The sequence below is a fragment of the Bacillus sp. PK3-067 genome, from assembly GCF_056738645.1.
The window spans coordinates 1,204,417-1,219,404 of record NZ_CP096490.1 but is presented as its reverse complement, the minus strand read 5'-3'; the positions used below and the strand labels follow the sequence as shown (position 1 = coordinate 1,219,404).

Annotated in this window: 12 protein-coding genes; 6 read left to right on the top strand and 6 right to left on the bottom strand. The window is 37.5% G+C overall.

The annotated features are described in order from the left end of the window. Positions 1 to 124: 124 nt before the first annotated feature. The 4 genes from odhB to M1D73_RS06305 all read left to right on the top strand — a co-directional run bounded on the left by odhB (position 125) and on the right by M1D73_RS06305 (position 6,931). A complete protein-coding gene (odhB, locus tag M1D73_RS06320) occupies positions 125 to 1,384 on the top strand; it encodes a 2-oxoglutarate dehydrogenase complex dihydrolipoyllysine-residue succinyltransferase (protein ID WP_000569900.1) in 1,260 nt (419 codons plus the stop codon). Between the two features lie 124 nt (positions 1,385 to 1,508). Beyond that, positions 1,509 to 3,428, top strand: a complete 1,920-nt coding sequence (locus M1D73_RS06315) for a putative thiazole-containing bacteriocin maturation protein (protein WP_001061553.1) — start codon at positions 1,509 to 1,511, stop codon at positions 3,426 to 3,428. Next, the gene (locus M1D73_RS06310; protein WP_000192983.1) at positions 3,425 to 5,374 is read left to right on the top strand and encodes a TOMM precursor leader peptide-binding protein; all 1,950 of its coding nucleotides are present in this window, start codon (positions 3,425 to 3,427) and stop codon (positions 5,372 to 5,374) included. Before M1D73_RS06315 ends, M1D73_RS06310 begins: the two co-directional genes overlap by 4 nt. A gap of 15 nt (positions 5,375 to 5,389) precedes the next feature. Beyond that, entirely contained in the window at positions 5,390 to 6,931 is a 1,542-nt protein-coding gene (locus tag M1D73_RS06305) for a SagB family peptide dehydrogenase (RefSeq protein WP_001176762.1), read from the top strand. Positions 6,932 to 6,961: 30 nt separating this feature from the next. On the opposite strand, the gene M1D73_RS06300 is transcribed toward M1D73_RS06305, so the two are convergent. Together M1D73_RS06300 and M1D73_RS06295 are read right to left on the bottom strand one after the other, a co-directional pair. Then, positions 6,962 to 7,372, bottom strand: a complete 411-nt coding sequence (locus tag M1D73_RS06300) for a DUF3908 family protein (protein ID WP_000996782.1) — start codon at positions 7,370 to 7,372, stop codon at positions 6,962 to 6,964. Positions 7,373 to 7,532: 160 nt separating this feature from the next. Continuing rightward, positions 7,533 to 8,867, bottom strand: a complete 1,335-nt coding sequence (locus M1D73_RS06295; protein WP_001110222.1) for a CoA-disulfide reductase — start codon at positions 8,865 to 8,867, stop codon at positions 7,533 to 7,535. Between the two features lie 197 nt (positions 8,868 to 9,064). On the opposite strand from M1D73_RS06295, the gene M1D73_RS06290 reads away from it, so the two are divergent. After that, positions 9,065 to 9,496 carry a hypothetical protein gene (locus M1D73_RS06290; RefSeq protein ID WP_000332407.1) on the top strand — a complete coding sequence of 144 codons (432 nt, stop codon included), beginning with the start codon at positions 9,065 to 9,067 and terminating at the stop codon, positions 9,494 to 9,496. 45 nt (positions 9,497 to 9,541) lie between these two features. On the opposite strand, the gene M1D73_RS06285 is transcribed toward M1D73_RS06290, so the two are convergent. Together M1D73_RS06285 and M1D73_RS06280 are read right to left on the bottom strand one after the other, a co-directional pair. Continuing rightward, positions 9,542 to 10,777, bottom strand: coding sequence for a TcaA 3rd/4th domain-containing protein (locus M1D73_RS06285; RefSeq protein WP_063220253.1), 1,236 nt, complete (start codon positions 10,775 to 10,777; stop codon positions 9,542 to 9,544). Between the two features lie 19 nt (positions 10,778 to 10,796). Then, a complete protein-coding gene (locus M1D73_RS06280) occupies positions 10,797 to 11,582 on the bottom strand; it encodes a zinc ribbon domain-containing protein (RefSeq protein ID WP_050279596.1) in 786 nt (261 codons plus the stop codon). Positions 11,583 to 11,778: 196 nt separating this feature from the next. Here M1D73_RS06280 and M1D73_RS06275 point away from each other — a divergent pair, with 196 nt between their 5' ends. Next, a complete protein-coding gene (locus M1D73_RS06275) occupies positions 11,779 to 12,612 on the top strand; it encodes a hypothetical protein (RefSeq protein ID WP_048538162.1) in 834 nt (277 codons plus the stop codon). Between the two features lie 14 nt (positions 12,613 to 12,626). Here the strand turns inward: M1D73_RS06275 and M1D73_RS06270 are convergent, their stop codons facing one another. Both M1D73_RS06270 and M1D73_RS06265 read right to left on the bottom strand, forming a co-directional pair. Beyond that, a complete protein-coding gene (locus M1D73_RS06270) occupies positions 12,627 to 13,310 on the bottom strand; it encodes a DUF2278 family protein (RefSeq protein ID WP_100654929.1) in 684 nt (227 codons plus the stop codon). Positions 13,311 to 13,400: 90 nt separating this feature from the next. After that, positions 13,401 to 14,900: an L-lactate permease gene (locus M1D73_RS06265; protein ID WP_000996251.1), complete on the bottom strand. Its 1,500-nt coding sequence runs from the start codon at positions 14,898 to 14,900 to the stop codon at positions 13,401 to 13,403. Between the last annotated feature and the right edge of the window lie 88 nt (positions 14,901 to 14,988).

Here is a 14,988-nt window from a genome sequence, read left to right as displayed (position 1 = left end):
ATGAAGGTTTCTAGCTTGTTCCTTGGGCAGAATATCTGCCCAAGGCCAGGCTAACAAATGGAGATTACCGAAGACAAAAGAAGAAAAAACACACCGTTAGGCAAATAAGGGGAGGACATTTAAAATGATCGAAATTAAAGTACCTGAGCTTGCAGAATCTATTACTGAAGGAACTATTTCACAATGGCTTATCAACGTAGGCGACAAAGTTGAGAAAGGTGGCAGCGTTGTTGAGCTTGAAACTGATAAAGTCAATGTAGAAATCATTGCAGAAGATTCAGGTATTGTATCGAAGTTACTAGGCGAACCTGGGGATACAGTTGAAGTTGGCGCAACTATCGCAATTTTAGATGCTAATGGAGCACCAGTTGCAGTAAGTACACCTGCACCGGCTGCTGAGCAACCAAAACAAGAAACAGCTGAAGCACCGAAAGCTGCGGCACCAAGTGCTGAGCAAACTACAACACTACAAGGGTTACCAAATACAAACCGTCCTATCGCATCACCAGCTGCTAGAAAGATGGCTCGTGAATTAGGAATCGACTTAAACGACGTACGTAGTACAGATCCACTTGGACGCGTGAGACCACATGATGTACAAGCTCATGCTGCAGCACCAAAAGAAGCACCAGCTGCTCCAAAGAGTCCAGCTCCTGCTCCAGTTGCAAAAACGGAATTCGAAAAACCAGTTGAGCGCGTGAAAATGTCCCGCCGCCGTCAAACAATTGCAAAACGTCTTGTAGAAGTTCAACAAACATCTGCAATGTTAACAACATTTAACGAAGTTGATATGAGTGCGATCATGGAATTACGTAAAGAACGCAAAGATGCTTTCGAGAAAAAACATGATGTACGTCTTGGCTTCATGTCATTCTTCACAAAAGCAGTTGTTGCAGCATTAAAACAATTCCCATTATTAAATGCTGAAATTCAAGGTGACGAGCTTATCATTAAAAAATTCTATGATATCGGTATTGCAGTAGCAGCTCCAGATGGATTAGTTGTTCCAGTTGTACGCGATGCTAACCAATTAAACTTCGCTGAAATCGAAAGCGAAATTCGTGAATTAGGTAAAAAAGCACGCGATAACAAACTTTCATTAAAAGAACTACAAGGTGGTACATTTACAATTACAAACGGTGGTGTATTCGGTTCTCTAATGTCAACACCGATCCTAAATAGCCCTCAAGTTGGTATTTTAGGAATGCATAAAATCCAAGTACGCCCAGTTGCAATTGATAACGAGCGTATGGAAAACCGCCCAATGATGTACATTGCTTTATCTTACGATCACCGTATTGTTGATGGTAAAGAAGCAGTTAGCTTCCTTGTTGCTGTTAAAGATATGCTTGAAGATCCAAAGTCATTATTATTAGAAGGTTGATAGATTAAAAATCTATTAAAGGCTGTAGAATGATTCATTCTACAGCCTTTTTTTATTGTGTTCATACGGGACAAATTTCATGACATAAGGTAATAATGTATGCCTAAACGTAAGGAGGATTAAAATGAATAACCTTCCAATTCATGCAAAACTTAAAGTAAATAAGGATACTTTCTTCCTCCCCGATTCAAACGGGGGTGTCTATTTTCGAAATAACGCCAGTTCATTTCGCATGGACGGTGATGGAATTTATGACTGGATTGAAAAATTAATGCCAATGTTTAACGGGAATTATTCTTTAGCAGAAATAACCGATGGCCTCCCTCTCCCCTATCAAAACCGTGTATTTGAAATTGGAGAGATTTTATATGAAAATGGTTTCGTGCGTGATGCAAATCAAGATGCACCTCATGAATTAAACAGTACATTACTCGACAGATATGCTTCGCAAATTGAATTTTTAGAAGCCGATTCTCATTCAGGTGCTTTAAAATTCGAAACGTACCGCGGAGCAAATGTCCTTGTACTTGGTTCTGGGGATATGCTCACTTCCTTAGTTTCTTCTTTATTAGAATCTGGTTTACCTACATTTCATTACCTCGTTACAGATCGAGATGAAACAAACTATGACAGAATACATGAGCTAATAGAACGTGCATATGAAGTTGATAACAGTGTACTCCTTCAAGAAATCGATACTACAATTGACCGTCCCTTACATGAAGTATTCGAACCTTTTGATTGGATTTTATATGTTTCTCAAAATGGAGACATTGACGGTTTAAAAACAGTTCACACTATTTGTAGAGAAACGAAAAAGAATTTTATACCAGCTATTTGTTTATCAACACTCGGTATAGCTGGACCTGTCGTAATGGAAAATCGTGATGAATGCTGGGAATCCGCATGGCATCGGCTACATGAAACGACTTTGCAAAATGAAAATTCATCGGATTCCTTCTCACAAATTACATCTGCCATGTTAGCAAATGTAATCGTTTTTGAATTGTTTAAACATGTCGCGGATGATTCTTATCGTGAAAAAGAAGCACAATTCTTTTTATTAAACTATGAAACACTTGAAGGAACGTGGCATCCTTTTATAAAACACCCTCTTGCAACTGATGAAAGTTTTACAATTGATACGATAGAAAATCTTTCTGAAAAACTTGAGCATCGGTATGGCCAACATACTTCAACTGATATATTCCGCTTTTTCGACTCATTAACTTCTAAAGAAGCCGGTATATTCCATGTATGGGATGAACAAGATTCATATCAATTACCGTTATCACAGTGCTATATTCAAGTAGCCACTCCACTATCAGATGGCCCAGCTCCCCTTCTGCCTCTTATGACTTGCAGTGGATTGACTCATAATGAAGCACGCCGAGAAGCCGGTTTAACAGGAATTGAAACATATGTAGCAGAAATCATTCACCGCCTTATTCCTGAACATAACGATATCGGTATCGGTGCTGGAGAAACGATGACAGAAGGATTTTACCGGGCACTACAACAACATTTAAACAATAAACTGTATGAGCGGCAGTCACATATGCTAGAAGAACTTACAACGATTGATTTAACTGATATTCACGATAAACATTGTAGATTTTATTACGATGCTCTTGCTACAATTCATGAAACACCTAAAATTGCAATGAGTGAAGAGATTCTCAGTTTTCCAGTCATTTGGGTTGGTATAAATGATAGATGGTACGGTGCATCTAATATTAATATGACGTTAGCCTTACGGAACGCACTACAACTATCACTGCTCCACATTCAAAGTGAAGAGACTCCTTACAGAGCTAATATCTTGCCTGAATCATCTATTATTTTATATGACACGGATTCTTTTAGAGTGGAAATACAAGCGGAAGAAGAAATTCCAAGTGTGCAATCTTTACAGCTTGCCTTACAGCATTTAGAAGAACATAATTTTTATCCCTTCGTGTTTGATTTAGCAATCGAACCATTTTTGAAAGAAAACTTAGACGGTGTGTATGGGGTATTAATTGCAAAGGAGGACGGTCTATGACTCAAAATATATTGCTTATAGGAGATGGCCTTCTTGCAGACTATGTACATGATCAATTATGCAAACAATATTCCATCATTCGTCAGCATACCCTTCCAGAAGTACTTCCTGAAAATATTCATCTCGCTCTCGTATTACATGACGGATCTCCTTCTACTATTCATCATGACGCTGAGCTAATTTTTCGGTCAAATCATATTCCATGGCTACGTGGTTTTACTTCATTTGGCGAAGGTATTATCGGTCCTTACATTCATCCTCTTACGCCCGGATGTTCCCATTGTTCTGATGGACGCCGTTTTATCGCTGGCTTTGACCAAAAAGAAATGTGGGAACTACAGCGGAAATATGCCTTTAAAGCAGATGATGTAACGAGGCGTGATGTACGTGCCACCCAAAATGGAATGTTACAAATGTGCCATCTTATTTGCGCAGAAACAGAAAAAATATTAACTCATAACCATTCTTCTTTAGAAAATGAACTTATTTTACTAAACTTACAAACATTACAATGTACGCGGCATTCTTTTCTTCCAGATCCTCTCTGTCCTGTATGTAGTAATTTACCTAATGATACTGCGGATGCGGCGGAAATTTCTTTACAACCGAGTTTAAAAGTAAGCACCGAAACGTATCGCTGCCGTTCCATTCATGAATTAAACACATTTTTAACGAGAGACTATTTAGATTATCGGGTCGGTATGTTGAACGGCAAAATGCAGCATTCATTATTACCATTCGCTGACGTCATTATAAACATGCCATTAATGTTCGGAAATGAAGGTGTTGCAGGCCGAACTCATTCATTTGCAGTGAGTGAAGCAACTGCTATTTTAGAAGGTTTAGAACGATATTGCGGGATGTCGCCTCGCGGGAAAAAGACAAATGTGCATGGTAGTTTTCATGATTTAGAAGAACACGCACTAAATCCCCTCTCGCTCGGTGTACATACAAATGAACATTACAATCGTGATAATTTTCCATTTAAACCGTTTGATCCTGATTATGAGCAAAACTGGGTATGGGGATATTCTTTATCACAAAACAGACCGCTTTTAGTTCCTGAATCAATTGCTTATTATAGCCTCGGTCATCGAGACGCTTTCGTATATGAAACATCAAATGGATGTGCAATTGGCGGTAGTTTAGAAGAAGCGATTTTTCACGGCATTTTAGAAATTGTAGAGCGTGATGCCTTCTTACTCACTTGGTATGCAGAATTACCTCTTCCCCGCCTTGATCTGAGTTCAGCAAATGATACAGAATTACAATTAATGATTCAGCGGTTACGTACGATTACCGGATATGAATTACACGCTTTTAACGCGACGATGGAACACGGCATCCCTAGCTTATGGGTAATTGCAAAAAATACGCGTGAAAATGGAATGAACGTTGTTTGTGCAGGAGGCGCTCATTTAGATCCTATTCGAGCTTTAAAAAGTGCCATTCAAGAAATAGCAGGCATGTTACTTATAACAGACGATGAGCTCGAGCACAAAAGAGAATACTACGAAAAATGCTTACAAGATCCTTATTTCGTTAATAAAATGGAAGACCATAGTATGCTGTATGGATTGAAAGAAACGGAAGAACGTCTTCACTTCCTTTTACGAGAAGATGCACCGGTGCAAATGTTCCAAGAAATGAATGTATCACAATCATTTGATATGGATTTAACATCCGATCTCCACCAACTTTTAAATCGTTTGCATCAATCTGACCTTGAAGTAATCGTTGTAGATCAAACCGTTCCCCTTATAGAAAAGAACGGACTACACTGTGTAAAAGTTATTATTCCAGGTATGTTACCGATGACGTTCGGACACCATCTTACTCGGGTTACAGGACTGGACCGGGTATATACCATACCGATGACACTTGGATATACAGACGAACCTTTAACAAATGAAAAATTAAATCCACATCCACATCCGTTTCCATAGTAAAGGAGGGATTTCATGCAGCTAAATACTTTTTTACATCATCTCCATTTCTCTATCGATGAAATTATGCCAAATCATGAGGTGGACTGGAAAGACGCACCGCTTCCTTATAAATTATATCGAAATGTACCTACCATCCCGCTCTCCTTAGAAATCCCGTTATCTTTATCGAACTCTTCTACTACACCTACTCTAAATGAGATTGGTCACTACCTTTGGTATTCATTTGGTGTAACACAATTATGTCAGCTAAATAGCGGGAGAAATGTATTACGTAGATCCATTCCTTCAGGCGGTGCCTTATACCCGAATGAATTGTATATCTATTTAAAGATTGACGATTATCCAGACGGCATTTACCATTATGACGCCGCGCATCACCGGCTTATTTTACTTCGCGAAGGAAATTTCGATTCTTATTTAGCAGACGCACTCGGTAATCGCTGTAATATACATGATTGTTTCGGTGCCGCATTCGTATCCACTATGTTTTGGAAAAACTTCTTTAAATACAATAACTTTTCATATCGCCTTCAAGGATTAGATAGCGGGGTTCTCATTGGACAATTACTTGAATGTGCAAAACAGTTCGGTTATACGAACGGCGTATACTTTCAATTTCTAGACCGTGCACTGAACCATTTACTCGGATTGTCAGAAGGTGAAGAAAGTGTGTATGCCGTTATTCCTTTAAGTACAGAGCCAGAAACTAATTGGTTTCACAATGATTACCATGAAAATAAAACAGTTACTTCTCATGAGTTGTTGCAACAAATTCCGCCGCTCGCACATGAACATTTCGTTCGCTCAAAACATGTAGATGAATATCCGATGATAACAAAAATAAATGAAGCTTCTATGATCGAATCGACAGCACACTTCCAAACACTAGCTCATGAAGAGCACTATCAATATCATGAGCATGCTGTACAACTGCCGAAAGTAGAGCGTTTATCTTATGATTTCTTACAACTTTGCAGAAAACGGTATTCCCCTGATGCTGACTTTACTTTAACGAAATGGGATGCAGCCGAGCTCGCTACTTTACTACAAGAAGCGAGCCTCTCCCTCCCTTATTCCAACGACCTTGATGGTAAGTATATAAATGAAAATGCGCGCGTTTCATTATATGGATGTTTCTATAATGTAAAAGATATAAAAAACGGCGCTTACACTTATAACAGTAAAACGCATTCCATACAACCACTTCGATATGGGGACCTTCGTTATCCTCTTCAATCTAGTATGACGATGGATAACGTAAACCTTTTTCAAGTATCACTTTGCCTACATGTAGTTGGAAAGAAAGATTATTATACAAATGCATTAGGCTATAGAGGGTATCGTATTCATCAAATGGAAGCAGGTATACTTGTTCATAAACTCGTTTTTGCAGCGACCGCGATGGGGATGGGCGGGCATCCTTTACTTAGTTTTGATACAAATTCATGTGATCAATTGTACGGAATAGATGCTGGGAATGAAACGTCTCTTATTCAAGTTCCAGTTGGGGCGTATCGGGCGCGGAATTGGTTAAAAGGGGCTTTGCATAATTAGAAGCACGCCGGTAGACGGCGTGCTTTTTTACTAGATTAACTTAAAAATACTCTTAATTTGTCTAGCAAATAACCAATTTTTCGTACCGTAGTTATCATTTAAACTATCTAAATTGATAGATTGTCCGTTAGCAAACTTTAATTCTAACGTAGTATTTTTGTCATTTGTTTTTAAGTTACTATTTGTAATGGCATCATACTTTAATTTTTCAATCTCAACATATTCGTCTTTTTCTTGTCCAATCACGACATGGTCTTGGAAGAAGAAAAATACTTCTACTTTTTTACCGAAACAAAATACATTTTTCGTATAAATTAATGTCGCGTTATCAAGTCCGACACATACTTCTTTCATTTCTTCCACAACGTGTCCAAAGTCTTCTTCATGTCTTGCATTTGATTCAGCAATCCATTCTTCGATTGTTTTCATGTTAATTGCCATACTGCGCCCCCTGGTTCGTTCATTGCTTCGTTTAAAAAATAAATACTATATGAAAATATAAGCGATACGTAATATGTTTTCAAGGGGAAACGGTATATTCAAAATAAAGTGAAACTTTATTTACTCCCTCATTGTAAAAAAAATAGCACTTTAAAAAGTGCTATTCCGCTCTCCTTGCCGCTTGCTGAATTGGATCCCAAACGCTGTTATATGGTGGGGCATAACTTAAGTCGACATCTTCTAAATCGTGAATGCTCATTTTATTGAAGAGTGCCATTGCGATTACATCAATCCGTTTATCTACACCTTCTTCTCCAATTACTTGTCCGCCTAATAATTGTTTCGTGTCGGAACGGTATAGTAATTTCAAGTAAAGTGGTTTCGCATTTGGATAATAGCCCGCCATATTAGTCGAATCTACTTTGACTGTTTTATACGGGATGTGTAGCCCTTTCGCTTCTTTTTCATTTAATCCTGTTCTTGCAAGCGTCAAATCCATAAATTTAATAATGCCTGTACCTAACGTACCTTTAAATGCTCTTCGTTTATCAAGCATATTCAGTCCAGCAAGTCGGCCTTGTTTATTGGCAGTCGTTCCGAGCGGGATATGATCATGAATTTCCTTTATAACGTGGTAATGTGTTGCGCAATCACCAGCTGCATATACGTCTTGCACATTCGTTTGCATATATGCATTTACTTCAATTGCCCCTTTATGATTCTTACGTATATTTGTCCCTTCAAGAAAATCAGTATTTGGCTTCACTCCTACCGACACTAAAACAAGATCTGCTTTATACGTACCTTTATCCGTTTCAATTGCTTCTACTCGTTCATTCCCTTTAAACGCTTTTACATTTTCATTCGTTAAAATTTCAATATGATGCTTATCTGCTTCTTTATGTATGTACTCTGCCATATCTGCATCATAAATCGTACCGATATGATCATTTCGCTCAATCATTCTTACTTTCTTACCAAGTTCGACGAATGTTTCTGCCATCTCCAGTCCGATTGCGCCACCGCCAATAATCGTTACATCTTCAACTTTATTCGTTTCTAGCGTTTTTAATATGCGCTCAGCATCAGGAATTGTTTTTAAAAGATGAACGCCTTGTAATTCCCGTCCTTCCCATTCTGGCATAACAGGACGCACTCCAGTCGCAATTAATAATCGATCATATGGAAATTCAAAGACATCCTTCGTCTTCGTATGCTCTGCGTATACCATTTTCTTTTCCGTATCTACTTTCGTTACTTCATGTCGTACTTTCGCATCAATTCCGTATTTATCACGAAACGTCTTTACATTACGCGCGATTAACTTTTCCGTTGAAGCGATAGCACCACTAATGACATACGGTAACCCACACTGTGCGTACGAATAAATTTCACCTTTTTCTAGCGTCACAACATTTGCATTTTCATCGTTTCTAACAATTTGCATAGCTGCACTCATACCAGCTGCATCTCCGCCAATAATGACATAGTTCACTTTACCACTCCTTCTTTTTTACATACTCTTTACGTTTTCCATATTTTATAAAAATAACACCTACCTCCATTGTAAAGAAAGAGAATTTTATCTTCAAATTTGGTGCACAAACTTATGTATGAATAGGTAACTGTCGTGTCTTATAAACAACATGTTTAATATGCTATAACAGTTACTATTGAAAGTAGGTGAAATATATGTGCGCCGGCCTTCTCGCCCAGCTTCCAGATGAACCGCAAGAACCAAAAGAACCGAAACCCGCCGTCTCACTTGACCAAGAATTTTCCATTAATGCAACAATATATAGCGCTCGTGCTTGGTTATCTAACGATGATACGTTTGCGCAAGATATTTGGAAAGCTACCCAATTCGCTTCAGCATCACATGCTGGCAAGTCCATCTTTCCAGTCGGTTCTGTTAAAATTATAAACTTCTCTGATGATACAATTACTGTTACTGCTTCACCAGAATCAGATCATGCGCTCAAAATAGTCGTACCACCCCATTCCGAGGCTGCTCTAACGTCTGGTCCTTTATCACATATACAAGCTAGTACATCAGGAGGATCAAGTAAAGTCACATTTCTCTTTCATATCTTTTTCTCAAGGGATCCTGGTCCAGCTAAATAACAATAGAAAAGGTACAGCAATATACACTGTACCTTTTTCAAGTGCCTATTCTCTTGATTTGATTAGTTCAATATTATAAGTTTCAATATCTGTTAACGTTCCTTTAAAATAAGGATTTTCTCTATACCAAGACTGTTTTGCAAAATACGCTTGCATATCTTTCGTTTGAAAAATATGTCCATGCCTTGCATATATTTCATTTCTAGCAATTTTCAACTGCTCTTTCGATAAATATGTTAAATCTGCACTCGTTAATTTTCGAATATCACTATCAGGAAAGATGAAACCATTATATACATGCCCAGTCGCGGGCGTTGGAGTAACATTATAAACAACTGTTTTTTCTGTACTTTTCTTTTGGAATGGAAGATTATAAGACGAAAGTGTCGTTATCGTCTCTACTTGTGTCGTTTCTCGTCCGCTTTCTCCATTTCGTTCTAAATAAATCGTCGCACTTCCATCAGTCGCTACAGGCCCCCATGTAATTTCTTCTCCTGCCAGCGCTGTAACCGGTTTTTGATTTACGTACAATGTTGCACCAGGCGCGTTCGTTTGAACTGTAATATATTGACCTTGCAACGTTAAATCTATCGTTACGTTATATTGGCTTTGTTTCATAAGTACAACCTTTTCCTCACGAGATAATTTTACATAGTCATTTTTATAATCTGATTGAAACACTTGATTTCCCGGAAGAAATGGCCCATATTGCTTCTCAAACTTTTTGTCATCTGTCTTATCAATTTCTTTTCCATTCATTTTTAACGATACGCCTTTTTCATTTGTAAGCAAAGTTGTATAGTACGTCTTCGCTTTCAATTTATATCGATCAAATATAAAGAAATACTTTCCGTCTTTCGTTAATGAAAAATCAACTCTTTCTATTCCGTCCCGTTGTTTTTCACCTTGTCTCAAATATCCTTTTAATTCATTTACGTAAGATGGATTTTCTTTTATATATGAAAATAGAGGCGTTAAACTCTCTCTCGTTATCATAACCGATGGATCATCTGCCGTAACGATCTCAGCTAATTTCTCTCCATCCCTCTCTTGTAAAATCGTAATCATCCGGTCTACTTGTGCCACCTGCGTATAATACGATGCTCCGTACAAATACAAGCCAATAATCACTATAACAAATAGTGCTAACAGTGTAATGCCAACTTTTGTACCGCCGCTCATGTTCTTCTTTACTACAGGACGTCCCCTCTTCGACCCGCAGTTTTGACAAAATTGCACACCATCTTCAAACTGAGCTCCGCACTTTGGACATACATTCATTCAGTCAACCACCTTTTCATTAGAAGCCAGTTATTCCCTTTGTTAAGGCTTGAATTATCGTACTAATGTAAGACCAAAGTACAATGAACGTTGCAATTCCCATTAAAACATTTGCAATAATAAGTGTGTAAACGAGATCTAATCCGCCATTGTCTAGCTTTAATACGGCTACAGTTATACTAATCCCTATATAAGTTGCAGCTACGGATAATAATATAGGTAAGAAAAAGATTAATAAGAAACTAAAAAGAAAAGAAAGGACTAATATGACAATAGTCGGCGTCGCTATCGTTCCCCATATACCAAATACTTCAAGAAACGAAAAAGACGATTTCATCATCTTACCACTTACAAAAATAATAAATCCGACAAATAAAGTTAAAATTAATAAAAAGAAAAAGACCGTTATAGATTCTCCAAAAAACGTGGGAGTAGATATATCTGGTGCAAATGTTCTCGTAACTGCTGATGCTGCACTCATCATTCTATAAAAAATACATGCTCCTAAAAAACAAATAAGAACAAGACTTACAATTCCATTTCGCACTTCAATAGCGCCGCTTTTCATAATCGCTGTGGGTGCTTGTAATGCATGTTTAAAAAATTGAAAATAGCCGCTCGCGAACCGCTTCGCTTGCTCTACCGTTTCATTTGGCCGAGCTTCCTTTGCTTGTGCCGCACGTACTTGTTCCGGCCCTTCTTCTTGGCCACTACTTGCCACTACTTCTTCCGTTAACGAATGTCCACAATTCCCGCAAAACTTTGCCTCCGCTGCATTTTCTGTATGACATGACGGACATTTCATTCTCTTATCCCTCCTTAAGCATATACCTTATAGGGTGTTACAAGTTCAATATATGACTTTGGACATAAAACATGACTACAAGAAAAAGATTCTGAAATCCTTCTTCCGAAAGAAAATATATGTGCTAGTAATCTTGAAAAAAAATGCTATTATGAAACAGAATAAATAATATTTTTAACAGATTGGATGACTGGCAATGGAATTGGTAAACTCAATTTTTCAAATACTCCTTACAAGCGTAATCCAATTATTATCTTTAATTGGCGTTATCATTGTAATTGGATTTCTATTAGGCTATTTAGAATCTCTCACACGGATGTATTGGTCGAGAGCTTTCGGAAGAAAAGGATTCCTATTAACGGCTTGGATTGGTGTTCCTATTCACGAACTTGGACATGCCATTATGTGCGTGCTGTTCCGTCATAAGATTGTAGCAACGCAGTTCTTCCCGACAGATACAAGTCAAGGGGCTTTAGGTTACGTACAACATCAATACAATCAAAAAAGTGTGTATCAACGGATTGGGAATTTCTTCATCGGCATTGGGCCTATTATTTCTGGTATTACTGCACTAATCCTTTTAATGCGCTATTTCGTACCAGAATCATATTTTTTATTTAATACAACTCTCGAAAAAACGATTGCTTCTACTTCTATTAATATAGAAATGATCCAAAACATGCTCTTGTCGACGTTTGTATTATTGAAAAGCTTATTTACAATCGGTAATTTATTGAATCCTTCCTTTTGGTTATTTTTATTTATCGCCATTTGCATTTCCGCACATATCGCTTTAAGTAAACCAGACATTAAAGGATCAATAGACGGGGTTATCGTCATGTTTATCGTTTTATTTTTATTCAACATAATAGCAGGACTGTTTCAATACGACAGTAATCAGCTAATTGGACAGGTTATGAAATATAATATGTATCTCATTGCGTTTTCTAGTGTGGCACTGCTGTTCTCTTGTCTTTCTACACTCGTTAGTTTTTCGTTTTATAAAATAAGAAGAGGGCGTTCTTTTTGAACGCCCTCTTCTTGTTAATTATTCCCCTTATAATCACAATGCTCAACAGGCACACGAGCATGCCCTTCTTCATCGGTACACCATGACTGTGATTGGAATGCCAGAAAGATACCAATCCATTCTTCTTCCTTCTCGAAGTGAATGAGTATTCCTCCGTCTTGCCATATGCCATTATCAGCTTTCCATTTCTCTACATTTCCTTGATTCATGTGAATATCATGTATACCGTTTCCTGGTTTGAAATGAAAATAGGAATCTGGTGTATTTTCTTCTGGTCCCCATCTTTCGCCAAATGCGTAAATAATTGCTTTTTCTTCTATCGCTCGTTTTATATAACGTTCTATTTTTTCATTTAAATCATTATCTGCTCCTGCTTTTTCGGGAGGTAAAGGAATCATTTGATTTGAGTCAAATAGATTTCCTCTTATATAATCTAAAGCTACTTTCGGTTCATTGTTTTTTATTTCTGTAAAACCGAATGGTAATGTCGGTAAAATATGAATCGCCTCTGACCGAATATTGTCGCTCGCAAAATATAAAACTTCTGACGGATAACTTTGCGACTTTACGTTAATTGCAATGCGATAATCTACTTCTGCTTCATCTTGTAAATGAACTTGATAATGAGGAGTTTTCCCTTTTCCCATCTTTGATTGTATAACTGTACCTTTTAATACACCGTAGTTTTTTAGGGGCATACATTTCATCTCCTATTCATTGAGTAGAAGCTATTCATATTTAAATCATTATCCATTCATAAAAAAAATCCTCCTATGTTAGGAGGATTTTTAATTTCTCAACATATACCAAACAATAACCTCTACCACTACAAGCAAAACCGCACCAAAAATCATTAACGTCGTCTTCTTTAATAGTTCATTTTCACGGTAAGGGATATTACATAAGTAAGCACCTAGTGTAATCCGTGATGGACAAGCGATTGTCGCTACTGATGATGCGGTGTTTTGAAGTGTTGTGACATATTGCCACGGGAGTGCTACGTTTTGTGCGGTTTGCATTTGTAGTTTTATAAACATTGCATTTGATCCTGCGTTACTACCTGTTAAAAATCCACCAATAGCGCCAATAAACGGCGCAACGAAAACGAAAAATGTTCCAAATGTATCACCAGCTGTCTTTGCGAGTAATGAATGCATGCCTGATGCACCCATTAGTTCTGAAATGGCGATAAACATTGTCGTCGTAATCGCAAAAGGAATCCATTGTTTGATCGTTTGTGAGAGTGATTGTTTAATAATATTAGACGGGATGCGGAAGAAAATAATAGTAAATAAGCAAGTCATACCGAGCCAAAATCCTGGTGAATATAGTAACTCTAGTTTGTAAGAGTATGATTTCAAATCAAGAACCGCATATGATCTGAACAAATCATGTAATGCTGGAACGAGGCGAGAAAGTAAAATACAAACTGTTAGAAATATATAAGGGCTAATAATTTTTATAATGGATACTTCTCTCTCCGTTGCAGCCGCATGCTCTGTTATAAGATTTTGCCCACTTTTTCCTTTTAATTTAATGATAAGAAAGCCAAAGGTAATCGTAACGATAGAACTTAATATCCCGGCTAGTTCAACACTTACGTATGCATTAGAAAGATAGATTCCGAGAGAAAATAATAGAAAGAATCCTACTCCTTCTTTCCACTTTTCTATAACCGCTTGCCAGCCGCCAACAACGTGTAAAGAAAGAATAACGAAGTAAGCAAACATCGGAATACTTAATAGCGCTGTATTTGTGCCAAGTGTTGTAAGAGGCATATTTATTAGCTGCGAACCGATAATCGTACCAGTTGCCATTGCGCCCCATGAACTAGCTAGTAAGCCGATGAATGAGAGTAGTACAGCTTGAAATGGTTTATATCCTAGTGAAAGAAAAATAGGTGCTGCAACCATGAAGCCGATACCGAATCCACTTACTGATTCAATAAGCGGGCAAATGCCAAAACACATAAGCAGCATTTGTAATAAGCGATCCTGAGTAACTTCTTCTAGAAAACATGCTACTTGATCGATGTACCCCATTTTGTTCATGAGGTGAAATAAAAAAATACCGAAAAATAAAACGTACCCGACAATAAAACAAATTAACCATCCTTTAATCGTTGCGTGTACAGTTTCACTTATCCCTAATTGAAACGTTGGCGAGAGTAAAACGATTCCAACAGACACAGCATAAGAAATTAACGAGGACCTTAATGACGTTTGTTTAAATAAAAATAAACAAATGAAAATCATCATAATTGGGATAAGTGCCAACAATATGGCCATGTTATCATCTCATTTCGTTTAAAATACAATTTTTAACTATTATATAACAGATGCTATAATTTTCAATTGTTTTTAAAACAGATTCAAA